23 protein-coding genes and 1 riboswitch are annotated in these 23,723 nt (G+C 76.1%); of the genes, 13 read left to right on the top strand and 10 right to left on the bottom strand.

Features of this window, described 5'->3' with window-relative positions; translation table 11 throughout:
• Positions 1-299 precede the first annotated feature (299 nt).
• Positions 300-1,406, top strand: a complete 1,107-nt coding sequence (locus D5H78_RS09105) for a C1 family peptidase (RefSeq protein WP_119950111.1) — start codon at positions 300-302, stop codon at positions 1,404-1,406.
• A 13-nt stretch (positions 1,407-1,419) separates the two neighbouring features.
• Positions 1,420-1,842 carry a hypothetical protein gene (locus D5H78_RS09100; protein ID WP_119950110.1) on the top strand — a complete coding sequence of 141 codons (423 nt, stop codon included), beginning with the start codon at positions 1,420-1,422 and terminating at the stop codon, positions 1,840-1,842.
• On the opposite strand, the gene D5H78_RS09095 is transcribed toward D5H78_RS09100, so the two are convergent.
• From D5H78_RS09095 to D5H78_RS09075, 5 genes are read right to left on the bottom strand one after another with little or no spacing between them, the layout of a single operon-like run.
• Positions 1,830-2,183, bottom strand: coding sequence for a protease inhibitor I42 family protein (locus tag D5H78_RS09095; RefSeq protein ID WP_165865676.1), 354 nt, complete (start codon positions 2,181-2,183; stop codon positions 1,830-1,832). The two genes, D5H78_RS09100 and D5H78_RS09095, sit on opposite strands and share 13 nt — an antisense overlap.
• Positions 2,184-2,230: 47 nt before the next feature.
• The gene (locus D5H78_RS09090) at positions 2,231-4,456 is read right to left on the bottom strand and encodes a hypothetical protein (RefSeq protein ID WP_165865675.1); all 2,226 of its coding nucleotides are present in this window, start codon (positions 4,454-4,456) and stop codon (positions 2,231-2,233) included.
• Between the two features lies 1 nt (position 4,457).
• Positions 4,458-6,485 (bottom strand): hypothetical protein, encoded by a 2,028-nt coding sequence (locus D5H78_RS09085; protein WP_119950108.1) that lies wholly within the window; start codon positions 6,483-6,485, stop codon positions 4,458-4,460.
• Between the two features lie 40 nt (positions 6,486-6,525).
• A complete protein-coding gene (locus tag D5H78_RS09080) occupies positions 6,526-6,831 on the bottom strand; it encodes an STAS domain-containing protein (RefSeq protein ID WP_119950107.1) in 306 nt (101 codons plus the stop codon).
• Positions 6,832-6,865: 34 nt separating this feature from the next.
• Entirely contained in the window at positions 6,866-7,975 is a 1,110-nt protein-coding gene (locus D5H78_RS09075) for a C1 family peptidase (RefSeq protein ID WP_119950106.1), read from the bottom strand.
• Between the two features lie 181 nt (positions 7,976-8,156).
• On the opposite strand from D5H78_RS09075, the gene D5H78_RS09070 reads away from it, so the two are divergent.
• From D5H78_RS09070 to D5H78_RS09025, 10 genes are all read left to right on the top strand, one after another.
• Positions 8,157-9,197 (top strand): DUF2235 domain-containing protein, encoded by a 1,041-nt coding sequence (locus D5H78_RS09070; RefSeq protein WP_165865674.1) that lies wholly within the window; start codon positions 8,157-8,159, stop codon positions 9,195-9,197.
• A gap of 44 nt (positions 9,198-9,241) precedes the next feature.
• Positions 9,242-9,439 (top strand): hypothetical protein, encoded by a 198-nt coding sequence (locus D5H78_RS09065; RefSeq protein ID WP_119950104.1) that lies wholly within the window; start codon positions 9,242-9,244, stop codon positions 9,437-9,439.
• A gap of 167 nt (positions 9,440-9,606) precedes the next feature.
• Positions 9,607-10,839: a TadA family conjugal transfer-associated ATPase gene (locus tag D5H78_RS09060; protein ID WP_119950103.1), complete on the top strand. Its 1,233-nt coding sequence runs from the start codon at positions 9,607-9,609 to the stop codon at positions 10,837-10,839.
• Positions 10,839-11,699: a type II secretion system F family protein gene (locus tag D5H78_RS09055; protein ID WP_119950102.1), complete on the top strand. Its 861-nt coding sequence runs from the start codon at positions 10,839-10,841 to the stop codon at positions 11,697-11,699. The genes D5H78_RS09060 and D5H78_RS09055 overlap by 1 nt, the downstream gene beginning before the upstream one ends.
• A gap of 5 nt (positions 11,700-11,704) precedes the next feature.
• Positions 11,705-12,643 carry a type II secretion system F family protein gene (locus tag D5H78_RS09050; RefSeq protein ID WP_119950300.1) on the top strand — a complete coding sequence of 313 codons (939 nt, stop codon included), beginning with the start codon at positions 11,705-11,707 and terminating at the stop codon, positions 12,641-12,643.
• Between the two features lie 33 nt (positions 12,644-12,676).
• Positions 12,677-12,895 (top strand): hypothetical protein, encoded by a 219-nt coding sequence (locus D5H78_RS09045; protein ID WP_218566455.1) that lies wholly within the window; start codon positions 12,677-12,679, stop codon positions 12,893-12,895.
• Positions 12,861-13,271 (top strand): TadE family protein, encoded by a 411-nt coding sequence (locus D5H78_RS09040; protein ID WP_119950101.1) that lies wholly within the window; start codon positions 12,861-12,863, stop codon positions 13,269-13,271. The genes D5H78_RS09045 and D5H78_RS09040 overlap by 35 nt, the downstream gene beginning before the upstream one ends.
• Positions 13,268-13,693 (top strand): pilus assembly protein, encoded by a 426-nt coding sequence (locus tag D5H78_RS09035; protein ID WP_119950100.1) that lies wholly within the window; start codon positions 13,268-13,270, stop codon positions 13,691-13,693. The genes D5H78_RS09040 and D5H78_RS09035 overlap by 4 nt, the downstream gene beginning before the upstream one ends.
• A 17-nt stretch (positions 13,694-13,710) precedes the next feature.
• A complete protein-coding gene (locus tag D5H78_RS09030) occupies positions 13,711-14,115 on the top strand; it encodes a pilus assembly protein TadG-related protein (protein ID WP_218566414.1) in 405 nt (134 codons plus the stop codon).
• A gap of 75 nt (positions 14,116-14,190) precedes the next feature.
• Positions 14,191-15,267: a hypothetical protein gene (locus tag D5H78_RS09025; RefSeq protein WP_119950098.1), complete on the top strand. Its 1,077-nt coding sequence runs from the start codon at positions 14,191-14,193 to the stop codon at positions 15,265-15,267.
• A 34-nt stretch (positions 15,268-15,301) separates the two neighbouring features.
• Here the strand turns inward: D5H78_RS09025 and D5H78_RS09020 are convergent, their stop codons facing one another.
• The 4 genes from D5H78_RS09020 to D5H78_RS09005 form a co-directional block, all read right to left on the bottom strand.
• Positions 15,302-16,558 (bottom strand): alpha-hydroxy-acid oxidizing protein, encoded by a 1,257-nt coding sequence (locus tag D5H78_RS09020; protein ID WP_119950097.1) that lies wholly within the window; start codon positions 16,556-16,558, stop codon positions 15,302-15,304.
• A 100-nt stretch (positions 16,559-16,658) separates the two neighbouring features.
• The gene (locus D5H78_RS09015) at positions 16,659-17,624 is read right to left on the bottom strand and encodes an ABC transporter ATP-binding protein (protein WP_218566413.1); all 966 of its coding nucleotides are present in this window, start codon (positions 17,622-17,624) and stop codon (positions 16,659-16,661) included.
• Positions 17,621-18,649, bottom strand: a complete 1,029-nt coding sequence (locus D5H78_RS09010; protein WP_218566412.1) for a FecCD family ABC transporter permease — start codon at positions 18,647-18,649, stop codon at positions 17,621-17,623. Before D5H78_RS09010 ends, D5H78_RS09015 begins: the two co-directional genes overlap by 4 nt.
• Entirely contained in the window at positions 18,646-19,845 is a 1,200-nt protein-coding gene (locus D5H78_RS09005; RefSeq protein ID WP_119950096.1) for an ABC transporter substrate-binding protein, read from the bottom strand. Before D5H78_RS09005 ends, D5H78_RS09010 begins: the two co-directional genes overlap by 4 nt.
• Positions 19,846-19,882: 37 nt before the next feature.
• A riboswitch (cobalamin riboswitch) is annotated at positions 19,883-20,064 on the bottom strand.
• A 128-nt stretch (positions 20,065-20,192) separates the two neighbouring features.
• Between D5H78_RS09005 and D5H78_RS09000 the strand changes: the two genes are divergently transcribed.
• Positions 20,193-20,372: a hypothetical protein gene (locus tag D5H78_RS09000; protein WP_119950095.1), complete on the top strand. Its 180-nt coding sequence runs from the start codon at positions 20,193-20,195 to the stop codon at positions 20,370-20,372.
• 117 nt (positions 20,373-20,489) lie between these two features.
• Here D5H78_RS09000 and D5H78_RS08995 read toward each other — a convergent pair whose 3' ends face one another.
• The gene (locus D5H78_RS08995; RefSeq protein WP_177891197.1) at positions 20,490-23,651 is read right to left on the bottom strand and encodes a M14 family metallopeptidase; all 3,162 of its coding nucleotides are present in this window, start codon (positions 23,649-23,651) and stop codon (positions 20,490-20,492) included.
• Positions 23,652-23,723: the final 72 nt, after the last annotated feature.

Below are 23,723 nucleotides of genomic sequence, written 5' to 3'. Positions count from 1 at the left end.
GCGTCGCTGAGAGCAACGTACTGCGGAGCGGTTCACCCGTCAGGGTGATGCATGCACCGATCGGAAACCGCTCTCTGTGCTCCGCCGGGACGACGGTCCACGCGTTCGGGGACGTGTCGGACCCGTCCGTTGACGGGCCCGCCGCGGAGGCGTACCACGGGGGCAGGGCCCGCGCGACGGGGCCTGCGGCGCGACCCGCCGCCAGGTGCCCGCCTCCACGCGCCGTGGCCGTCCCGCGCGCAGCGCGCGCGCCTCGGCACCGGCAGCCGACCACCCGCCCGCTCGGAGGGAGCGACACCATGCCGGACCCCGACGAAGCCGCCCGACCGCTCGACCTCGACGCGCTGCAGAGCGCGCTGCAGGACCAGGGCGCGCCCTGGTCCATGTCCTACACCTCGATGACGGCGCTGGCCGAGGCCGAGCGCAGGGTGCGCCTCGGCGTCCCGCCGCGCCCGGAGCTCGAGGCGACCGCCGAGGCCGACACCGCCGCGGCCCTGGCCGCGACCGCCGACAGCGTCGGTGCGCCCGCCGCCTTCGACGTGCGCTCGGTGGGCGGCACCAGCTACGACACCGCCGTCAAGGACCAGGGCGGCTGCGGCTCCTGCGTCGCCTTCGGCAGCGCGGCGGCGATGGAGGTGGTCTTCCGGTTCACCCGCCGCACGACGATGCCGCTCGACCTCAGCGAGGCCCACCTGTTCTACGTGCACGGGCGGGCGGAGGGGCGCACCTGCGCCAACGGGTGGTGGCCCGACCGCGCCCTGCTGGCGGCGCGGGACAAGGGCGTGACCTTCGAGGACTACTTCCCCTACACCGCGGGCGACCAGGACGGGTCGCGGCTCAACGCCGACTGGCCGAACCGCCTCGCACGGGCGACCCAGTACGAGGTCGTCAGCGGCGACGCGGCGAGGATGAAGGAGATGATCTCCACCCGCGGGGCCGTCACGGCCTGCTTCAACGTCTACCAGGACTTCTTCAGCTACCGCTCGGGGATCTACCGGCACGTCACGGGCAGCCTGGCCGGCGGGCACTGCGTCGTGCTCATCGGCTACGACGACGCGGCGGGCTGCTGGATCGCCCGGAACAGCTGGGGGACCGGGTGGGGCGACGGCGGCTACTTCCGCATCGCGTACGGCCAGTGCGGCATCGAGTCGTACCAGACGGTCGCCGTGCACGGGGTGGCTCTGCGGGCCTGGCTGCCGGACCAGCAGGTCATCGGGCTCTGGTCGAACGACGCCGACGCCAACACCTGGGCGTACGGGGGCCAGCGCGGCTGGCTGAAGCTCGACGGGGCCTCGCCGGTGACCTCGCACGCGATGCTCGGCGAGCTCGCCGCGGCCAAGGCGCTGGGCCGACCGGTGGGGATGTACGAGGTCGACGGCGCCGTCAAGCAGCTCTACGCCTGGTAGGAGGAGAGGACCGATGACCACGACGGACACGGTGGGCGTGCCGACCGGCATCCCGCCCCAGGCCTCCGGGCTGCTGCACGGCGCCGGGACCAGCGCGCCGACCGCGGTGCCGGACGAGGAGGTCGAGGCGCGCGTCGCGGCCGCGACCCCGCTCGCCGGCCCGACCGCGCTGCCGCCGCAGGTGGCGGCGGTCGAGGACCAGGCGGTGACCGCGACGTGGCGCAACGGCGTCACGATCGACGCGCTCTGGTCCATCGACGAGACGCGCAACGCCTGGGCGCGCATCCCGGGCGTCGGCTGGCGCAAGGTCTACAACGGGCGGGACGGCGCTTTCCTCGCGCTCTGCACCCTGGCCGCGCAGGCGCGCCAGACCGGGCGGACGGTCAACCTCCGGGAGGACGCCGACGGGATGATCCACGAGATCTACCTCTGGTAGGCCTCTCGCCGGGAGACGCGCCCGGAGACGCGCACGGTGAGGCCGCGCCGCTGCAGCGGCGCGGCCTCCCACGCGCGCTGCAGGCGCAGGCCCACCTCGTAGCTGCCGGGCCGGTCCGCCCGCAGGCGCAGGAGCCGCGCGCCGGCGGCCCCCGGCGCCGGCCCGCCCGGCACCGCCGCGTCGGTCACGAGCGCGAGCCCGTCCGGGACGTCGGCCTGCCAGGCGTAGCCCGTCGTCGCCTGCTCGGCGAGCCGCACCACCAGGACGTCGCCCACCGCGACGTCGACGGGTGCGTCGCCGTGGACCTCCGGCTCCACCTCGCGCTCCACGGGGGCCTCCACTCCTCGGGTCCTCCGACGCTCGCCCGGCCGGCGCAGGCCGTCAAGGCTCAGCCGAGGGCTCCCGCCTCGAGCACCAGGACCGGGTCCTGCCAGAAGTCGTGCTCGTGCGGCACGTCGCGGGTGCCCGCCGCGGTGCGGACCCGCAGGACCAGGTGGGCGCCGAGCCCCTGCACCACCGACCCGACCGGCACGAGCACCTGCACGCTGTCGGCGCGCCGGGCCGGCGTCAGGACGAGGGGCGGCACGGCCAGGCGGGGGTGGTCCGCGAGGGTGACCTCCACCCGGAGCTCCTCGACCCCCAGCGCGGCGAGGTCGAGCCCGGTGGCGTTGACGCCGAGGACGTACCGCACCTGCTGCACGGTCTCCACCTGGAAGGACACGTAGCGGCCGAGCTCGGTCTTGGGCACGACCGGGGGCAGCGCGAGCTCGCGGGAGACCAGCACCGGCGCGCCCGGTGGCGCCGCGAGCGCGAGGGACGCGCCGGGGGCCAGCCGCTGCCCGACGGGGGCGACGTCGAGGCCCGCGTCGGTGACGGCGGCGCTGCGGACGACGTCGAGGTCGTACGGGGTCCGGTTCACGAGCACCACCCCCGTGCCCGCCCCGTCGGCCGGCTGCACCGTGACGTCGTCGCTCCCGCTCGTCGCGTGCAGGTCGAGGGTCACCGCCGTGCGCACCGGGACCTCGAGGACGTCGTCGACCCGGACCGCGAGCTCGCCGGTGAGCGCGTTCCGCACGGACCCGGCGAGGGCGCCGAGCAGCAGGTTGACCTTGTTGACGGCGGGTGTCGCGTCGTCGCGGACGTCGAGGGTCAGGACCACGGTCCCGGGGTCCGCCCCCTCGGTGAACGTGGCACCGCTGGCGAACGGCGTGGCGAGCGTCGCCGGGTGCCGCGGGTCGAGCCCCCGGGGGAGCGTGAGGCGCGGGACCAGCCCGGCCAGCTCCGGTGCCGTGGCGACCTCCCGGGCCAGGCCGGCCAGGTCCACCGGGTCCACGCGCGGGGCCAGGCCCAGCACCAGGGCGAAGCGCGAGCCCTGCCCGCCGCCCGCCTGCGGGTCGACGAGCGCCTGGCACAGGGCCGCGCAGCCCGCGGCCGAGCGCACGAGGGCGTACTCCGCCGGGACGACCACGACGGTGCCGGTGACCCGACCCGCGTACACCCGCCGGACCGACGGGAAGCGGGCGCTGACGTCGCCCAGGGAGGCCAGCTCGACGTACTCCGAGCGCGCCGTGCGGAACTCCGCGAGGTCGGCCTCGTCGACGATGGTCCGCGTGGTGCCGCCGACCTGGAGCGTGTACCGCTGGGGGTGGTCACCGCGGGCGAGGGCGTCGGCGAGGCGGACGACCTGCTGCTCGTGCTCCTCGACGACCACGGCCCGCTCCACCGGCTCGGGCGGCTCGACGGGCTCGACGGGCTCGGGCGGCTCGAGGGGCTCGCGCCGCGGCCGCCGGTCGAGCACGTCCTCGAGGGGCCGCCGGAGGGCGCCGGCGACCAGCGGCTCGCGGACGGGTCGCCCCGGTGGCACCGCCCGTACCGGGCGCAGGGGACGTGGCGGGCGGAGCTCGTCGAGCACCGGCAGCCGCCGGGGCCACCACGGCCGGCGGCTGCGCGTGCGGACGGCCCGGTACCGCAGGGCCAGGTGGAGCTCGGCGGCGTGGAGCAGGCGCAGCTGGGTGTAGCAGAGGACGACGTCGGGACCGAGGAGGCCGTCGACGACGATGCGGTGCGTGCCGTCAGGGGCCGGGTCCACGGCGGCCGGGACCCGTACGGCCTGCGGCTGCCCGGCGGCGTCGGTCCAGGGCAGGTGCAGCTCGGCGTCGAGGTCCAGCAGGGGCACGGCCCGGTACGTCGTCCCCGGCCGCTCGGCCCGGGCCCGCGCCACCTCCGGGGGCTCGTCGAGCCGCACCCCCAGCTCCAGGCGGGCCGCGTGGAACGGGTCGCCGTCGCGGTCGGCGCCGACCCGGCGGGCGGCGAAGGAGAACGACGGGTCGGGCACCACGAGGGCGGCCGAGGGGACGTACCAGGTGAGGGTCGGGTCGGAGCGGTCCGGCAGCAGCGGGCCCTCGCGGCGGTCGGCCGCGGGCAGGTGCTCCTCCACGCCGCTCGCCCCCGGCGGGACGAGGGGGACGACCAGCTGGGCGAGCACGACGGGGCTCAGGCGCAGGACGGGCGCGACGGCGACCGCCGCGGGGGTGGCGGTCCGGTCGGGGGCGGGGGGCCGCAGCCCGCGGGCGAGGGCCCGCGAGGCTGCGGCCGCCGTGGTGGGGGCGGGCATCTCAGGTGGTGGGGTAGCCGGCGATGTAGGCGTTGATCCGCGCGACCTCCTCGGCCGGCGCCGGGGGCAGCGACAGCTTGAAGGGGTTGAGGTACTTCAGCCGGCCCACGGGCACCGGGAAGGTCTCCGGCTCGCCGGTCCACACGACGGGGTCGTCCGTGAAGCTCGGGCCGGCGACGGTGACCTCGACCGTGCAGGTCATCTCGTCGGCATCGAAGTACTTGTCGGAGAACAGCTCCCACACCACGTTCTTCTGCCGCGCCCGGTCGACCTCGATGACGTCCGTGCGGTCGCCGATGGACACCGTGAGCGTCACCGTCACGTTGTCCTTGGGCAGCTGCCGGTCGAGGACGAAGTGGACGAAGACGTAGCCCACCTCGGCGGGGTCGAGGATCGGCGCGTGGTCGGTGCCGGTCCGCTCCACGACGACCTGCGAGCGGCCCCCGTCGAGGTCGACGCGCGGGTCGGCGGCGTCGTACACGAGCGTCTTGCGGACCCGCACCTGGTCGGCCGGCCACTCCGGGACCTCGCGGTCGAGGCGCAGGAAGGCGACGTTGACGATGTCGTCCGGGTTGACCTCGGACCACAGCGCGAGCGCTGCCGGCGCGGCGCGGTCCTGCTGCCCCGCCGTGTAGTGGAAGCCCTCGGCGCGGGTGACGAGGTTGACCGAGCCGTCGGCGCGGACCGGGTCGCTGTAGTCGGGGTAGCTGACCTGCATCTGCACCGAGCGGATCGGGTCGCGCAGGTCGGTGCCGTCGGGCAGCTTCTCGCCGAAGTTCACCGCGCAGGTGCCGGCGACCTGGAGCTTGCTGAACCACTGGCCGATGTCGATGACGGACAGGTACTTGTCGAGGTCGGCGCGCACGGCGGGCTCGAGGTCGTTGAGCGTGCCGCTCACCCGGTGCGTCACGGTGATCGTCCGGTTGAGCTTGAGCTCCTGCGTGAGCTTCACCTCGCGCCGGGCCTGCTTCCCCTTGAGCGAGACCGCGCTGCCGCCGAAGAGGCTGCCGAACCAGCCGCGGTCCGCCGTCGCGGGCGCGTCCGGTGTCGGCTGCCAGTCGAAGATCTCCGTCTTGACCAGCTCCATGGCGGTCTTGCGCATCTCGTCGACGTTCTGGGTCACCCACGCCTCCAGCTCGGGAGTCAGCGCCGCGCTGTTCTGCGTGATCTCGGTCGTGATGCCCCCGGTGGTGCGGCACCGCTCGTACGCGTAGCTGGCCGCGAGGCTGCTGATGCCGAGGAAGCCGCCGGTGCTGAGGGCCGCCGAGAAGGAGTCGTACATCTTGGCCACGTCGACCGTGACCTTGATGGTCACCGCGTTGACGTAGAACGACTCCTTGAGCTCGTCGTAGACGGTGAAGGGGGACTTGCCCTCCTGCAACGCCCCGGCGATCGCGCCGGCGGCGAACTGGTTGCAGGTGACGAGGAAGCTGTTGTAGCCGTGCGCCTCGATGCTCCCCTTGCCGGTCCCGGCCGCGGTGATCATCATCGGGACCTTCTCGGTGCCGGCCTGCACGAGGTCGGGCACCGCGATGGACACATCGCTGTGGGTGATGGGCACGATGCCGAGCAGCGGCTCGGGCCCGCCGGCGCGCCGGCCGAACAGCTGCGCGAGGCGCCCGGGCGGCGGCGTGTGCTGCTGGTCGCGGATCTTGCGGCGGGCGTCCTCGATGACGCTGTCCGGGATCGCGAAGGTGGTGCTGAAGGCGCAGAAGCCGCCGCCGACCTCGGCCGACCCGCCGTCCGTCTGCCCGGGGTCGATGCCGAGCGTCGACTCGTCGGTCATGAGGCCCTTGAAGATCGTCATGCCGAAGTCGAAGTCGTCGGGGGAGGTCTCCTTGCGGGCGAGGTACACCCGCGACGGCTGGAAGTAGTAGTGCTGCGGGAGCCCCGCCTCCCGCAGCTCGTGGTTCATCGCGTCGGGGTAGACGTGCAGGCTGTACTCGCGCCCGGTCTCGTCGTTCGCGGTGACGACGACGAAGTCGGGGCCGAAGAGCGGCCCGACCGGGGTGATGATGCTGGTGGCCACGGTTCCTCCTGGTCCGGTGGTGGTGCTCGGGTCCCGGTCCTCAGCCGAGGGCCGAGGTGACCGAGTCGTGCAGGGTGGTGCCGGCCGGCGCCTCGGTGAGCGCGCCGCCGGCGACGCGCAGCCAGCCGCGTCGGCGCCCGACGCGCTGGGCGACGTCGGCGAGGACCCGGGCGGTGCCGGTGGGCTCGCCGGCGGTGCCGGTGAGGTCGACGACGAGGCGGTAAGCGCTTGCGGCGATGAGTCGCACGAGGTCGGTGTGCAGCGCCGCGAGGGAGGCCGGGTCGAGGTCACCGGTCACGGTGACGACGACGGCCGGCCCCCGCTGCGCGGCGGTCACCGTGGCCACGGCCCGTCCCGGCGGCGGCCGGGCGGCAGGACGGTCACGAGAACGTCGCCTGCCAGGTGAGCGGCCCCACGACCCCGTCGGCCCAGAGGCCGTGCTCCTCCTGCAGCAGCCGGCAGGCGTCGCGGGAGGCGGGGCCGTACTGGCCGTCGGCGTCGAGGTCGTGGCCCCGCTCGAGCATGCGCTCCTGCCACTGGCGCACGTCGTCGCCGACGGTCAGGGGCGGGTAGCGCAGGTAGCGCCCGGGCCACTCGGGCGGCTCGGTCGGCTCCGGCGCGGGTCCCGAGAGGACGACGTCGGTGACGGCGGCGGACTCGTACCCCTCGATGAGGCACTCGCCGTAGGCGATGCGGAAGTAGCCGCCCTCGCCCCAGCCGGTGCCCCAGGAGTTGCGGCCGAGCCAGCAGCCCTCGTCGTCGTCGTAGCCGACGAGCAGGACGCAGTGCCCGCCGGCGTGCTCGCCGGTGACGTGCGTGTAGACGCCGCCGCCGTAGCTGAAGAAGTCCTGGTAGACGTGCAGGCAGGCGACGACGGCGCCCCGCTCGACGATCGCGCGCTTCATCGCCAGCGGGTCGCCAGTGACCATCTCGAAGTCCGTGACGGTGGCGAGGCTGTCCTGCCAGTCCGGGGCGAGGCCCGACCCGTCCTGGTCGCCGGCGACGTAGGGGTACTTGTCCTCCGTCGTCACGCCCTTGGACCGGGCGGCGACGAGCGCCCGCTCCGGGTACCAGCCGGTGCCGCAGGTGCGGCCCTCGTCGCGGGCGTGGCAGTAGAACAGGTGCGCCTCGGACAGGTCGAGCGGCTCGGTGGTGAGGCCCGTCCTCCGGTACGTCACCTCCATCGCGGCCGCCGTGCCGAAGGCGACGCACGAGCCGCAGGCGCCCTGGTCCTTGACCGGGGTGTCGTAGTCGACGCCGTCGACGTCGCGGACGTCGAAGCGCGCGGGGAGCTCGTCGCTCGTGGCAGCGGCGACGCTCGCGGCGGGCAGCGGCCGCGCCGAGGCGGGGGGCGGCGGCACGCCCAGGCGCCACTCCCGCTCGTCCTCGACGAGCTCCGTCATGGGGGTGGACGCCATGCGCCAGGGCGCCCGGACCTCGTCCAGGGTGGCGCGCAGCAGGTCGAGGTCGAGCGAGGGGTTCCGGGCCACGGTGTCCTCCAGGTGCCGGAGCGGGACGGTCTCGCCCCTGACGACGGTCGGGGCCCTGGGCGAGATACCGCCGAGCAAGCGGTATCCAGCAGGGCGGTCCGTCCCTCGGAGGGCTGGACGTGCCGCGCCGCCGGGACGACCGTGGAGCCAGGAGCGACCAGGAGCGACCAGGGGAGGGGCTGTGCAGCGACTCGTGGTCCTCGCCGACGGGACGTGGAAGTCGGACGAGGACGCCTCGGACCGGACCAACGTGGAGAAGCTGCGCGACCTCGTCGTGCAGGACGACGGGGGCGTGCTGCAGGACTGCCGCTACCTCGAGGGCGTCGGCACCCGCGGCGGGCTCGACCGGTGGCTCGGCGGCGCGGTCGGGGCGGGCCTGTCGGGGAAGGTGCTCGAGGGGTACCGCTGGCTGGTCGAGCGGTACCGGCCGGACGACCAGGTCTTCCTCCTCGGGTTCAGCCGGGGGGCGTACACGGTGCGCAGCCTCGCCGGGCTCGTCCGGAACCTGGGGATCCTGCGCCCGGAGCACGCCGGGCGCGTCGACGAGGCGTACGCGCACTACCGGGACCGCGACGAGCGCTGGGCCCCCGAGGGCGACCTCGCCCGGCGGTTCCGGCAGGCGTACGCGCACCCGCTGCCGCGCATCGCCTTCCTCGGGGTCTGGGACACCGTGGGCGCCCTGGGCGTGCCCGGTGGCGGGCCGCTCGCGTGGTGGACCCGGCGCCGGTACGGCTTCCACGACGTGCAGCTCAGCGGCATCGTCGACCGGGCGTACCAGGCCCTGGCCATCGACGAGCGGCGCGGCACCTTCGCCCCGACGCTCTGGACGGTCGACCCGGCGCACGCGGGGCACCAGGTGGTGCGCCAGACCTGGTTCACCGGCTCGCACAGCGACGTCGGCGGCGGCTGCCCGGACAGCGGCCTCTCGGACATCACGCTGCGGTGGATGGCGCAGGGCGCGGCCGAGGCCGGGCTCGGGCTGGACACCGGGCGCCTGCCGCGCGACGACCGGTACGACGCCCCGCTGCACGACTCCGCCCGCGCCCTCTTCCGCGTCCTGTCCCTCCGTGACCGGGCCATCGGTCCCGCCGGCTCCGCGGACGTGCACCGGGCGGCCCGGGACCGGCACGAGCGGGGGGTGCGCCCGCCGTACGCCCCGCGCAACCTCCTCGCGTGGCTGCAGGCGCAGCGGGGCGCCGGGAGCAGGGTCCCCACGGCGTGACACCTCGGCGTGCAACGCGCCCCGGACCGGCGCACCATGGCGGCATGAGCACCACTGGCAGCAGCGAGGGACGCCGCCGCGGGCTGCGCGGACTCTTCGACCGGGTCGCGCTGGGGCTCTGGGGCCCGCCGGACCTCGACCCCGACAAGCCCCCGCCGCCCAACCCGTTCACGGGCACCAAGTACGACCCCGAGGTGAAGCGCGCGGCCAAGGAGGCGCGCAGGCGCGAGCGGGGCCGCTGACGGGCGTTGTGCCCGTTCGGTCACGGGTCGTACGGCTTCGTCCGCCCGGGTGGTTCCTGTGGAAGGCGCCCGACGGTGGTGCGCGCGCCGACCTAGCCTCGTCGTCGGTCGGGGGCCGGTGGGCCTGCCCGGCGTGACGGTGCTGGGCGGGTGAGCGGGGGCGGGGCGTGGGCGCGGTCGCGGTGGTCGAGGACGAGGTGCGCGAGCTGGTGCGCCGGCGCGGCCTGGACCCGGTGGCGGACCCGCAGGCGGTGCGCCGCCTGGTGGACGAGGTGGTGGCGGACTACGACGAGCGGTCGCTGTCCGGGAGCCTGCCGCCGCTGGCGGACCTGGCGGGCGCGGCGCGGCACGTGTACGACGCGGTGGCCGGGTTCGGGCCGCTGCAGAAGTTCCTCGACGACCCGACGGTCGAGGAGGTGTGGGTCAACGAGCCGACGCGGGTGTTCGTCGCGCGGCGCGGGGTGCCGGAGCTGACCACGACGATCCTCACCGCGGAGCAGGTGCGGGACCTGGTCGAGAAGATGCTCAAGTTCTCGGGGCGGCGGGTGGACCTGTCCACGCCGTTCGTGGACGCGATGCTGCCGGACGGCAGCCGGCTGCACGTGGCGATCCCGGACATCACCCGGGAGCACTGGTCGGTGAACATCCGCAAGTTCGTGGTGCGCGCGACGCACCTGGAGGACCTGGTGCAGCTCGGCACGCTGAGCGCGCAGGCCGCGGAGTTCCTCGACGCGGCGGTGGCCAGCGGGCTGAACGTCCTGGTCGCGGGCGGGACGCAGGCAGGCAAGACGACCCTCCTGAACTGCCTCTCCGCGGCGATCCCGAGCCGCGAGCGGGTCATCACCTGCGAGGAGGTCTTCGAGCTCAAGCCGCCGGTGCCCGACGTGGTGGCGATGCAGTGCCGCCAGCCGAACCTCGAGGGCGGCGGCGAGATCAAGCTGCGCCGCCTGGTCAAGGAGGCGCTGCGCATGCGGCCCTCGCGGATCATCGTCGGCGAGGTGCGCCAGGAGGAGAGCCTGGACCTGCTCATCGCGCTGAACTCCGGGCTGCCCGGCATGTGCACCATCCACGCGAACTCCGCCCGCGAGGCCGTCACGAAGATGTGCACCCTGCCGCTGCTCGCCGGCGAGAACGTCGGGCACGGCTTCGTGGTGCCCACGGTGGCCTCCTGCATCGACGTCGTGGTGCACGTGGCGACCGACCGGGAGGGCCGGCGGCGCGTGCGCGAGGTCGTCGCCGTCCCGGGGCGGGTCGAGGGCGACGTCGTCGAGGTGGCGGACCTGTTCGTCGAGCGCGGTGAGCGGCTGGTGCGCGCCGACGGCTGGCCGCCGCACACCGAGCGCTTCGAGCGCGCCGGGTACGACCTGCAGCGCATCCTCGGCGCGCGGGCGGCGGCCTGATGGGCGCCGCGCTGGGCCTGCTGCTGGGCATCGGGCTGCTCCTGGTCTGGCAGTCCACCGCGCCCCCGGCGCCGCCGCGGCCCCGCACGCGGCTGACGGTGCGGGAGCGGACGCGCGAGATGCTCGCCCAGGCCGGCATCGAGGCGGTGACGCCGGCAGCGCTGCTGCTCTCCTGCCTCGGTACGGCCCTCGTCGTCGGGCTGGCGCTGCTGGTCGTCTCGCGCTCGTTCCCCATCGCCGGCGCCTTCGCGCTCATCGCCGGCTGGGCGCCGGCGGCCCTGGTGCGCATGCGCCAGCGCAAGCGGCGCACGGAGTTGCGCGACCTGTGGCCCGAGGTCACGGACAACCTCGCCTCGGCCGTACGGGCGGGGCTGTCCCTGCCCGAGGCGCTGGCGCAGGTCGGGGTGCGGGGCCCGGAGCCGTTGCGCGCACCGTTCCGGCGCTTCGGCGAGGACTACCGCGCCACCGGGCGCTTCGCCGAGTGCCTCGACCGGCTCAAGGACGCGCTCGCGGACCCCGTGGCCGACCGGATCGTCGAGTCGCTGCGGATGGCGCGCGAGGTCGGCGGTTCCGACCTCGGCACGCTACTGCGCACGCTGTCCGGCTTCCTGCGCGAGGACGCCCGTACCCGCGCGGAGCTGGAGACCCGCCAGGGCTGGACGGTCAACGCGGCGCGCCTGGCGGTGGCGGCGCCGTGGCTCGTGCTGCTCATGCTCTCGACGAGCCCCGACGCGGTGGACGAGTACAACAGCGGCGCCGGTCTCGTCGTCCTCGCCGGCGGCGGCGCGGTGTGCGTCGTCGCGTACCGGCTCATGGTGCGCCTCGGGCGGCTGCCCGAGGAGGAGCGGGTGCTGCGGTGACCGCCCTGCCCCCGCACCTGTCCGGTGCGCTCGTCGGCCTGCTCGCCTCCGTCGGGCTCCTGCTCGCCGTGACCCGCGTGCCGGCCCTGCGCCGGCCGACGCTCGACGACCGGCTGGCGCCGTACCTGCGCGACCCCGGGCGGACCTCCCGCCTGCTGGCCTCCCAGCGGGCCCTCACCCCGTTCCCCACCCTCGAGCGGATCGTCGGGCCGCTGCTGCGCGACGCGACCCGCGGGCTGGAGCGGGTGCTCGGTGGCGGGCACGCCGTGCGGGTCCGGCTCGAGCAAGCCGGCCGGGGGACGACGCTGGAGGAGTTCCGCGTCGAGCAGGTGCTCTGGGGCGCGGGCGCGCTGCTGGCGGCCCTCGCCGCCAGCCTGCTGCTCATCGCCCGCGGCTCCGTGGACCAGCCCGTCGTGCTCCTCGTGGGCTGCCTGCTCGCCGGCGCCGGCGGTGTCGTCGCCCGCGACCGGGCGCTCGGCGCGCAGGTCGCCCGCCGCGAGCAGCGCATGCTCCAGGAGTTCCCCACCGTCGCCGAGCTGCTCGCCCTCGCCGTCGCGGCGGGGGAGGGGCCGATCGGCGCTCTCGAGCGCACCACCCGTACCAGCCGCGGCGAGCTGTCCGGCGAGCTCGCCCGCGCCCTGGCCGACGCCCGCGCGGGAGCCTCGCTCGTCCAGGCCCTGCAGGGCATCGCCTCGCGCACCAGCCTGCCCGCGCTCGCCCGCTTCGTCGACGGCATCTCCGTCGCGGTGGAGCGCGGCACCCCGCTCGCCGACGTCCTGCGCGCCCAGGCCGTCGACGTCCGCGAGGCGGGTAAGCGCCATCTGCTCGAGGCGGGCGGCCGCAAGGAGATCGCCATGATGGTGCCGGTCGTCTTCCTGGTCCTGCCCGTCACCGTCGTCTTCGCCCTGTTCCCGGGCATCGTCGGGCTCAGCTTCACCGCCTGACGGCCCCACCACCACCGTACGAGGAGCACACCCATGCCCGTCCGACCCCTGACCCTCGCGCTCGTCACGCTGGCGCTGGCCGTGCGCGACCGCCTGCACGAGGGCGGCCGCGACCGCGGCGACGTCCCCGGCTGGGTGCTCGTCACGCTCATGACCGCGGGGCTGGTCACCGTCCTGTGGGCGCTGGCCGGCGAGCAGCTGCAGACCCTCTTCACCGATGCGCTCAGCGGCGTCACCGGCCCCGGCGCCTGAGCGGCGCGGCGACGAGGGCTCGGCGGTCGTCGAGACCGCGCTCGTCACCGTCGTCCTGCTCGGGCTCTTCCTCGCGATCCTGCAGCTCGGGCTCGCCCTGCACGTGCGGAACACCCTCGTCGCGTCCGCGGCCGAGGGCGCGCGCCACGGGGCGAACGCCGACCGCACCCCCGCGGACGGCGCGGAGCGGGCGCGCGAGCTCATCACCGACGCGCTCGACCCGCGGTACGCCCGCGCGGTCAGCGCCGGCTACGAGACGGTCGACGGGGTCCCGACCGTCGTCGTGCGGGTCGAGGCCGTCCTGCCGGTCGTCGGGCTGCTCGGCCCGGACCGCGGGCTCGTCGTCACCGGCCACGCACTCCGGGAGGGCGCGTGAGGCGCGACGACACCGGCAGCGCGATCGTCGAGTTCTGCTTCCTCGGGGTGCTGCTCATGGTCCCCCTGGCGTACGTCGTCCTGGCCGTCTTCCACGTGCAGGCCGCGGCCTACGGCGCGGCGGCGGCGACCCGCGAGTCGGGGCGGGCGTACACGACCACGCCCGCCGGCGGCGACGCGGAGGGCCGCGCGTGGGCGGCGGCCGGCGTGGCCCTGGCCGACCACGGCGTCGACCTCGCCGACCAGGACTACGCGCTGACCTGCTCGGCCGACCCGTGCTCGAGCCCGGGCGGCACCGTCCGGACGACGATCGCGGTCGACGTCCCGCTGCCGCTGCTGCCCCGGTTCCTCGGGGACGCCGCGACGTTCCGGGTCGAGGCGACGCACGTGCAGCCCGTCGACCGGTTCCGGGGCGCACCGTGAGGCGGGACGAGGGCTCGGTGAGCGTGCTCGTGCTCGGACTGGTGCTCGTGCTCGTCGCCCTCGTGACCGTCGTCGTCGACGTGTCGGCGGTGTTCATCGCGCAGCGATCGCTGTCCGGCGCGGCCGACGCCGCGGCGGTGGCGGCCGCGGGGGCGGTCGACGAGGACGCCGTCTACCGCGGTACGGCCGGCGGCGCGACGCTGCCGCTCGGCGACGTGCGCTCGGCCGTCGTGGAGCAGGTCACCGCGGCAGGCGTCGGACAACGCTTCCCCGGTTTGGCGGTCGACGCCGCGTCGGACGGCACCACCGCGACGGTGGTGCTCGCCGCCGACGTGCCGCTGCCGTTCGTGGGCGTGGTGGCCCCCGACGCGTCGTGGCGGGTCGAGGTGACGGCGAGCGCGCGGAGCCCGTACGGGCCCTGAGGTATCCCTGCCGCCTCCGCCGCCCTCTCCCGGGCGGAGCCGCCGGGCCACGGCGGCGGAGCGGAGGTGCGGGCGATGGCGGTGCTGAGCGCGACGGACCCGGTGGTCGTGGACCGGGATGCCGGTGAGACCGACGCGACGACGGTGGTGACGTACCAGAAGCAGGAGCACGAGGTGCTGTGGCTGCGGCCCCCCGGCGGCGGCTGGGACCGCCCGAACCTCTTCCTCCTCGTCGGCGAGGCGGACGCGGAGGAGCGCGGCAGCTTCGCGTTCGTGCTGCGGCCGGGGGAGGTCCTGCAGGTCGTCGTCTACCGCGACGGGCTCATGCCGTCCGAGGAGGTCGAGGAGCAGCTCCGCGCGGAGGCGTACGTGCGGGTCCACTGCCTGCTGGGGCGGCGCGACCTGATCAGCGACCGGGGCCAGCAGACCGGTGGCACGTGGCACCGCCAGTCGGTGGCGACGCACGTGCCGACCCGGGTCGTGCTCGCCGCCGTGACGCCCGTACCGCCGGTCCTCGGGCCCGCCGGCTTCCCCGTGCTCACGGCCGTGGCGGAGGCCCGGGCGACCCGCGACGGCACGGGCACCCTGCACGAGCTCGTCCTGCTGCCGCTGCTGCCCGGGCAGCACCGCTTCTGCACCGTCGTCGTCGCCGACGACGCCGGTGACTGGGACGTCCTCGTCACCGAGCTGGACACCCTGCGACGGCAGCTGACGGTCGAGTTCCCCACGCTGCACGTGTACGACGACGGCGACCCGGGCGGCTACGGCGAGGCGTCGTTCACGTTCCAGGTGCTGCACCGGAGGGCGCCGGACCCGGTCCTCCTGCAGGAGTTCCACCGCCCCACGGCCGACATCGACGACTGGGGCGAGACCGCCCGCCCGTACGCCCTCGGGTTCGCCCACGTCGGTCAGCCCCAGCGGGTGCGGGACGGGGAGCAGCACGTGTGGGTCGCGTCGCGCGGCCTGGAGGAGGACGGCTTCCTCGAGCCGGACGAGGCAGCGGGCTCGTGGGGCGTGCGCCTGCCGCTGCCGTCCGGGCCGTGGGAGGAGGTCACGGGCGCCCAGATGCGCCTCGACTGCCCGCCCAGCAGCGACGGCTCCAGCTTCCACTACGGGGTCGACGTGCGGTGGAGCGTGGCGTACGTGCCCTGAGTCCCGGGGGGTCGCCCTCCGGTGCGCGGCGTGCTCAGCAGCGCCGGACCGCCGCCGGTCCCACGTCGGCGAGGGTCCGGCAGCCGGCCAGCCCGAGGGTGAGGTCGAGCTCGGCGACGAGGTGCTCGACCACCTGCACGACGCCCTCCTCGCCGGCGAGGGCGAGGCCGTAGACGTACGGGCGACCGAGCAGGACGGCCCGGGCGCCCAGGGCGAGCGCCTTGAAGGCGTCGGCGCCGCCGCGGATGCCGCTGTCGAAGAGGACCGGCACGTCGACCGAGCCCGCGACGTCCGCGAGGGCGTCGAGCGAGCCGAGCGCGCCGTCGACCTGCCGGCCGCCGTGGTTCGACACGACGACGCCGTCGGCGCCGTGCTCCTCGGCCAGCCGGGCGTCCTCGCGGGTCTGGACGCCCTTGACCAGCACCGGGAGGCTCGTGAGGCCGCGCAGCCGGCCGAGGTCGTCCCACGTGAGCGCGGGGTTGCTGAAGACGTCGAGGAACGTCTCGACGGCGGCGCGGGGCGCGGGGGAGCGCAGGTTCGCCCACGTGCCCCCCGGGTGGTGCCGGGCCATGGACAGCAGCGCGCCGACCGCCGCGGGGGTGGGCCGCGCGGACGTGCGGCTGCGCGGGCGCTCGGCGACGAGGCGGGCGAAGACGGGGTCGCTGGTGTACTGCGCGATGCCGAGGCCGCGGGCGAACGGCAGGTGGCCGAGGTCGAGGTCCTGCGGGCGCCAGCCGAGCAGGTGGGTGTCGACGGTGACGACGAGCGCGCGGCACCCGGAGGCCTCGGCACGGCGGACCATGCTCGCGACGAGGTCCGGCTCGCGGCTCCAGTAGAGCTGGAACCAGGGCGCGGTCGCGCCGGCCGCCGCTGCCGTCGCCTCCACCGGCGCCGACCCCTGCGTCGAGACGAGCATCGGCAGGCCCAGCCGCGCCGACGCGCGCGCGACGGCCAGGTCCGCCTCGGGGTGCGCCATCTCCAGGACCCCGATGGGCGCGAGCAGCACCGGTGCGGGGTAGCGCTGCCCGAACAGCTCGACCGACAGGTCGCGCTCCTCCACGGCGCGGAGCATCCGCGGCACGATGCGCCACGCGTCGAGCGCCGCCCGGTTCGCCCGCTCCGTCGCCTGCTGCCCCGCGGAGCCGGCGACGTACGCCCACGCGCGCCGCGGCATGCGGCGGCGGGCCGCGGCGGCGAGGCGTACGGGGTCGACGGGGACCGCCGGGCGCCGGCCGAGCACCCCCTCGCGGTAGATCCGCGACTGCACCCGACGCCCGTACGACTCCGCCACCCGCGCATGGTCGCGGCCGCAGGTGGCGCCGGACAAGGCGTACGGGTGCCTCACGAGGCCAGGACGCCTCGCGAGGCACCCGTACGGGTGCTCCGCGTGGTCAACGCGGGGAGGGCAGGTCGTCGACGGACGCGACCACCCGCCGCACCCCGCGGTGGGTCACGACGAGGCCGTCGGCGGCGGGGGTGACGGCGAGCTCGGCGTCGCCGTCGGGGACGACGCGCCAGCCGCGGCGGGCGAGGGCGCGGGCGGCGACGGGGTCGGCGCAGCGGGCGACGGGGGCGTCGGGGCCGGGGTCGAGGACGAAGGCGCCGCGCTGCGGGTCGAGGTGCAGGCCGTCGCGGTCGAAGGCGGCGCCGAGGGTGCCGTCGAGGGCGAGCGCCTCGGGGGACCCCTCACGCAGGGCGCCGTCCGCCCCCACCAGCCACACCCGGTCCGCGAGGCGCAGCGCGAGCTCCAGGTCGTGCGTCGACAGCACGACGACGAGGTCCCGCTCGGCGGCGAGGCGGCGCAGCAGGGCGAGCAGCGACACCCGCGCCGGCACGTCGAGGAACGCGGTCGGCTCGTCGAGCAGCAGCAGCCCCGGCTCCTGGGCGAGCGCCCGCGCGGTGAGCACCCGCTGGCGCTCGCCGTCGGACAGCTCGGCGAAGCGCCGGCCCGCCAGGCCCGCCGCGCCCACGGCGTCCAGCGCCCAGCCGACGGCCTCGTCGTCCTGCGGGCGCAGCCGCGCGCCCCAGGGCAGGTGCGGCGTGCGCCCCAGCGCCGCGACGTCCCGCGCCGTGAGCAGGCCGGGCTCGACGCGCTCGGTCAGCACCACGCCGACCCGCCGCGCGCGCTCCGGGCCGGGCAGCGCGAGCAGGTCCTCGCCGTCGAGCAGCGCCCGCCCGCCGAGCGCGGGCTGCAGGCCGGCGAGGGTGCGCAGCAGGGTCGACTTGCCGGAGCCGTTGGGCCCGAGCACCGCTGTGAGGGTGCCCCTCAGGGCCGCCGCGGACAGGGCGGTGGACACCGGGCGGCCGCGGCGGCCGCCGTACCCGGTGGTGAGCCCGTCGAGCACCAGCCCGCTCACAGCGCCACCCGGCTGCGCAGCAGGACGGCCACGACGACCGGCGCCCCGACGAACGACGTCACCGCGTTGAGCGGCAGCACCGTCCCGGACCCCGGGGCCTGCGACACGACGGCGCACACCAGCGCCAGCACCGCGCCGAGCACCGCGCACCCCGGCAGCAGCACCCGGTGCCCCGACGTCCCGAACGCCCGCCGGGCCAGGTGGGGCACCGCCAGCCCGAGGAACGCGACCGGCCCGCAGAACGCCGTCGTCGCGCCGGCCAGCAGGGACGCCGAGAGCAGCGTGAGGAGGCGGGTGCGGCGCACGTCGACGCCCATGGTCCGGGCGTACGCCTCGCCGAGCAGCAGCGCGTCGAGGGCGCGGGCGGACGCGGCGGCGGCCGCGAGCCCCGCGACGACGCACGGCGCGAGCACGCGCAGGTCCGACCAGGTCGTCGCGGAGAACGACCCGAGCCCCCACAGCAGGAACTGCTGCGCCCGCTCCGGCTCGGTCCACACCAGCAGCACCGACAGCGCCGCGGTGCTCGCCGAGCCCACCATGACCCCGACGAGCAGCAGCGTCACCGCCGAGCGGGCCCACCGGGCCAGCAGGAGCACCAGCGCGAGCACGAGCGCCGAGCCCAGCGCCGCAGCCACGACCACGCCGACGCGCCCCGCGCCCGCCAGCCCCGCCGCGAAGCCCGCCCCGGAGCCGCCCGCGCCCACGACGACGAGGCCCACGCCCAGGGAGGCGCCGGAGGAGACGCCCAGGACGTACGGCTCGGCGAGCGGGTTGCGGAACAGCGTCTGCAGCTGCAGGCCCGCCACCCCGAGCGCCGAGCCCGCGAGCACCGCCGTCAGAGCCCGCGGCACCCGCAGCGTGCCGACCACCGTCGACCACCGCGGGTCCTCGGGCGCGGCGCCCACCAGCACCCGCGCGGTCTCGCCGAGCGGCACCCGTACGGGCCCCAGCGCGACCGCCGCCACCAGGGCGGCGGCCAGCGCCACCAGCAGGCCCGCCCCGACCAGGACCGGGCGGCGGTTCACCCCTGCGGCACCGGGCGGTAGAACGTCGTCCCGTGCTCGGGCAGCAGCTCGGGGTGCAGCACGTGCACGAGGTCGGCGAGCACGAGGTCCGGCCGGGCCACGCCGCGCTCGTAGAAGTCGCTGCCGCCGCCGGGGCCCACGACCTTCGCCGACGTCCACAGCCCGCCGTCGCGCAGCGCGGCCAGCTCGGCGTAGCGCGGGTCGGCCGCCAGGGCGTCCGCCGTGGTCGCCCAGTCGTCGGTGACGAGCCACACGGGCGCGTCGCCCGCCTCGGCCACGACCTCCTCCAGGGGCACGGGCAGGCTGCCGGTGCTCGGGTCGTCCGCCCAGGCGGTCGTCCCGCCGGCGTCGGCGAGCAGCCGCGAGAGGTACGAGCCGCCTCCGGGGACGTACCAGGTGCCCTCGTAGGTGCTGCCCGGCAGCACCTCGACCGGCTCGGCGCCCTCGGCGAGCGCGCGGGTCCCCTCGTACGCGTCCTTGACCCGCTCGTACGCCTGGGCGGCCTCCTCCTGGCGGCCGGTCAGCGCGCCGAACACCTTGACCCACTCGGCGCGCCCCAGCGGCGTGGGCTCGAGCCACTCGCTGTCGGCGAGCACGGGGACGCCCGCCTCGCGAAGGACCGGGTACGCCGCGTCGTCGTAGCCGCCGGTGACGAGCACGTCCGGGTCGGCCGCGACGACGGACTCGGTGTCGACGGTGCCGCCCGCGGCGTACGCGGTGGTGGTGCCGGCCTCGAGGCGCTCGTTGACCGCGGGGCTCGTGACCAGCCCGCCGTCCGCGACGCCGGTGAGGACGCCGAGCGCTCCGACCTCCTCGAGCATCGGCAGGTGGGTCGTCGAGGCGGAGTAGAGGCTGCGCACCGGCACCTCGATGCGCGGGGCGTCGGCGAGGTCGCCCGTGAGCTCGGGGTCCGGGGCCCCGCAGCGCACGAGGACGTACGACTCGGGGGAGCCGCCCGGGTACGGCTGCTCCACGGTGAGGACCTGGTAGCTGCGCTCGTCCGAGAGCGTGAAGCCCTCGGCGTCCTGCACCCCGCCGGTGTCGGGGACGTAGTCCGCCGCGGGGTCGAAGTCGCCGATGCAGCGCTCGGCCGGCGGCGCGGCCGCGGTCGAGGGGGGCCCGTCCCCGCCGCAGCCGGCGAGGAGGAGGGCGCCCGCGGCGAGGGCCGCGGGCAGGGCACGACGGGTGGTGCGCACGGTGGCTCGGCCACCTCTCTGGGGGAGATCCGCCCCGCTGGGAGGTCGCGATGACGTGAGTCTCCTGGCTCCCGGATCGCCGCTCGCCCCGGCCTTCCCGCCCTGGTGGGCCGTGGCCGTCGCGGGGCTCGCTCCCCGGTCACAGTGGCGGGACCGCGCCGGGATCGCACCGGCTTCCTCTGTCCGCCATCGCCTGACGCACCAGTGCACCACGGACCGGTGGCCCGCCGCCGACCGGGGTCCCCGGCGGGGCGTGCGGCGCGGCGCCGCGGGGTAGCGCAGGACCCAGGACGGGGCCGGGAGAGGCCCCGCAGGAGCACCGGGAGACCGGGGACACGGAGGTCGGCATGGGACTGCTCGGCAAGCTGCTCACGGGTGCGGCCGTCGCGCGCGGCGCGCAGGGCGCGCGGAGGCGGTCGGCGGGCGGCCGCGCCGCGGGTCGCTCGGGCGGCGGGCTGCTCGGCAGCCTGCTGGGCGGCGCCGCCGCCCAGGGGCGCCGCCCGGCGCGCCGGCGCCGGCTGGGCTGAGCGCCGGGCCGCCCGGCGCCGAGCCGGAGCGGCCGGGCGCCCGACGGACGAGGCACGACGCACGACGCACGACGAGGCCCGGACCCCCGACGGGGTCCGGGCCTCGTGGCGCGCGGCCTACGGCCGGACGGCGCCCAGCTGCCGCAGCGCCGCGCCCGCCAGCGCCGCGCGGGCCTCGTCGCTCGCCAGCTGCTCCAGCCCGAAGCCGAGCAGGACCGTGTCCTCCGTGGCGATCGCCGCGGTGATGCCGCCGAGGCCGAGCGAGAGCTCGAAGTCGCGGGTGTTCGCCGGGCTGCCCTCGGGCTCCCCGGGGACGGTCCAGGGGGCGAGCCCGTCCTCGAAGCCCGCCTCCTGCTGCTCGCCGCCCGCCGTGACGAGCCGCGTGTCGTCGACGATCACCCCGGCGCCGCCGGTGAAGGGGTCGGTGACGTAGGAGACCGTCACCTCCACCGCGCCGCCCGCGTACGCCGACAGGTCGAACCGCAGGTCCTGCCAGCCGTCGGAGGACCCGGTGAGCGAGTTCCACGCACCGCTCGTCCCCGTGGCGGTGCAGGGGTCGCCCGGGGTGAGGTAGCGCAGCAGCGCCGGGTGCTCCTCGAGGAGGAAGCCGGCCTCGCACTCGGTCGGCACCGCGCTCGAGGTGGCCCCGCCCGCCTCGGGCAGGGTCGTCCAGTCCTCCCCGCCGGGCGTGCGCGCCTCGACGACCACGTGGTCGTAGCCCTCCTCGGTGTCCCACGACAGCTGCGCGGCGAAGGCCGGTGCGTCGGCCGCGGTGAGCCCGGTGAGGTCGTACGTGCGGGTCAGGCGCATCCAGCTGTCGTCCGCGTGCTCCGCCGCCGCGCCCTGGCGCCCCTCGACGGGCAGGAACGGGCCGGACGCGCCGACGTACTCCGCCGCCGGGGTGCTCGGGCCGAACCACGGGTGCGTCGCCGGGTCGAGGACCTCGCTGAGCGGGGTGAAGGCGCCGACCTCGTCGACCGGGTTGGCCACGGTCGCCGGGCCGCCGAAGTCCGCGGCCAGCCCGGCGAGCGCACCGGCGGTGCCGGCGACGCCGTCCGCCTCCGCGATCGCGGTCCTCGCGTACGCCCCGAGGTAGTACTGGGAGAAGTCGTCGGCGAGCAGCAGGCAGTCCGCGGTCGGGTCGACGGTCACGGCGCACGGCTCCTCGGGCCGCCCGTCGAGGCCGTAGTAGATGCCGCCGAGCGAGCTGCCGAGGATGCCGTAGTACGCCGCCGTCTCGCCGGCGTGCACGAGCTTGCCGCCCTCGTTGAGGAAGTCGCGGACGGCGATCGTGAGGTACTGCTGGCGCTCGGCGACGGACGCGTCGGGCAGCTGCGCCGAGCCGTACTCGGTGAGCTCGTCCTCCGGGTCCTGGGTCAGGCGGTTGTCGCCCAGGTACCAGAGCACCGTCCCGTAGTGGCCGAGCACGCCCAGGTGGTGCGGGACGCCCTGCGCGTCGACGTCCCACGTGTCGGCCCCGACCCCGTTGGCGGCCAGCGCGTCGAGGTGCGCCTGGAGGTGCTTGGGGGCGGTGACCTCGTCGGGGTACGTGGGGTTGACGCCGGTGTAGTCCTCGTTGGCCACGACGAGCACGTCGTTGCGGGAAGCGTTCTCCACGGTGTACGTGAACCGCTCGCTGCGGGACAGCCCGCGCTCGCGGCCCTCGAACCACACGGTCACCCGGTCGCCCTCGCGGGCGCCGCGCACCACCCCGCGCAGCTCCGCGTAGTAGTCGTCGTTCTCGTCGCCGTAGCGCTCGCCGCCGCGCCACTCGCGCACCGGCACCCGGTAGACGGGGCCGCGCCCGTTGACCCGGTAGCGCATCACGACGTCGCGCAGCGCGCGCTTCGCGGTCACCGCGACCGGCTGCCGCGTGCCGTACGAGACCTCGAAGGCGTCCACGACGAAGTCCGGCGTGTCGATCCCGGTCACCGACACCGGGTCGTCGGGGTCCGCGGCGCTGCGCGCCACGGCCAGCGCGAACGGGACGTTCTTCTCGTACTCGGCCTGGATCAGGGCCTCGTCGTCCGGGAAGTTGAACACGCTCTGGCAGTCGTCCGGGTCCCACGCGTCGTCCGGGTCCACCGCCGACGCGCTCTGGCAGGTGGCCATCTCCGGGGTGAAGCCGAGCGTGCCGTACGCCTCCTGCACGTGCGTGTCGGTGTCGCCGTTGGTCGTGTAGAGCTCGGCGGAGATGTCGGGGTCGTAGCCCGGCACGGCCGGGTCGTCGTCGTCGCCGACCATCGCCTGGTAGAGCACGTCGTCCGGGGTCGGCGTCGCGACCTGCCAGCCCACGCCGTGCAGGAGCAGCTCCGCCGCGGAGTGGTAGTTGACGAGGAACTCGGGGGTGATGCGGGCGAAGAGCCGGTTGAGCGACTGGGTCTCCGGCTCCGAGCCCGGGGACGGCCCCCGGTACGTGTCGCTGGCCGGGTTCGGCGACGAGCCCTCGTCGTCGTACCCCCACTTGGTCTCGAAGTTGCGGTTGAGGTCGACGCCGTCCCCGACGGTCGTCACGCCGTTCTCGTCGTTGTCGCGCAGGTTCTTGCGCCACAGGCGGTTGCCCTCGGTGAAGGTGAAGTCGTAGCCGTCGGGGTTGCCCACCGGGATGAACCAGAGCTCGTTGGTGTCGACGAGCCGGCGCAGCGAGCGGTCGGTGGCGTAGCCGTCGAGCACGTCGTCGAGCAGCCGGCGGACCATCTCCGGGGTGATCCACTCCCGGGCGTGCTGGGCCCCGAGGTAGACCGTCGCCGGCCGGGAGCCGTCGCGGACCGCGCGGGCCCCCTTGGTCACCTTGACCGCGAGGATCGGCTTGCCCTGCACCGTGCGCCCGATGGTCACGAGCTCCGCGATGCCGGGGTGCGCCCGGGCCTGCGCCCGCAGCTCCTCGGCGAGCCCGCCCGGCCCGGAGTAGGGCCGGAACACCCCGTCGCCCGCGGCGGCGAGGGTGCGCGCCGCCCCGCGGTCGGCCGCCGTCGCGTCGAGGTCCACGCCCGCGCGCTCGAGGCCGCGGGCCTGGGCGCCGGTGAGCACGACCTCGACCCGCGCGCGGCCGCCCTCCAGCGGCGCGACGGAGAGGTCGTGCGGGTCCACCCCCAGGGCGCGGATGCGCGCCAGGCCCGCGAGGTCGGTCTCGCCCCGGTAGGCCTGCAGGCGGTCGCCCGCGTCCGCCGCGCTGGCCGCGGCGGGGGAGCGGGTCGGCGGCGCGGCGCCGGCGGACGGGGCGACGCCGAGCAGGGCGGCGAGGACGGCGGCTGCGGTGGCGAGGGCTGGGACGCGCACGGGGTCTCCGGTTGCTGGTGCGGACCGAGAGCCGCAGCGTCCTCGCGCCCGCGGGGGCCGTCAAGGGACCGG

The organism is Vallicoccus soli, from assembly GCF_003594885.1.
GTDB classification, from domain to species: Bacteria; Actinomycetota; Actinomycetes; order Motilibacterales; family Motilibacteraceae; genus Vallicoccus; species Vallicoccus soli.
The sequence above is the reverse complement of the archived record's forward strand: the minus strand, read 5'-3'. Positions and strand labels throughout refer to the sequence as shown.

Excerpts from the sequence above, each read along its gene's own strand:
- D5H78_RS09105 (WP_119950111.1), top strand. The coding sequence starts at position 300 with ATGCCGGACCCCGACGAAGCCGCCCGACCGCTCGACCTCGACGCGCTG.
- D5H78_RS09100 (WP_119950110.1), top strand. The coding sequence starts at position 1,420 with ATGACCACGACGGACACGGTGGGCGTGCCGACCGGCATCCCGCCCCAG.
- D5H78_RS09090 (WP_165865675.1), bottom strand. The coding sequence starts at position 4,456 with ATGCCCGCCCCCACCACGGCGGCCGCAGCCTCGCGGGCCCTCGCCCGC.
- D5H78_RS09065 (WP_119950104.1), top strand. The coding sequence starts at position 9,242 with ATGAGCACCACTGGCAGCAGCGAGGGACGCCGCCGCGGGCTGCGCGGA.
- D5H78_RS09055 (WP_119950102.1), top strand. The coding sequence starts at position 10,839 with ATGGGCGCCGCGCTGGGCCTGCTGCTGGGCATCGGGCTGCTCCTGGTC.
- D5H78_RS09045 (WP_218566455.1), top strand. The coding sequence starts at position 12,677 with ATGCCCGTCCGACCCCTGACCCTCGCGCTCGTCACGCTGGCGCTGGCC.
- D5H78_RS09040 (WP_119950101.1), top strand. The coding sequence starts at position 12,861 with ATGCGCTCAGCGGCGTCACCGGCCCCGGCGCCTGAGCGGCGCGGCGAC.
- D5H78_RS09025 (WP_119950098.1), top strand. The coding sequence starts at position 14,191 with ATGGCGGTGCTGAGCGCGACGGACCCGGTGGTCGTGGACCGGGATGCC.
- D5H78_RS09000 (WP_119950095.1), top strand. The coding sequence starts at position 20,193 with ATGGGACTGCTCGGCAAGCTGCTCACGGGTGCGGCCGTCGCGCGCGGC.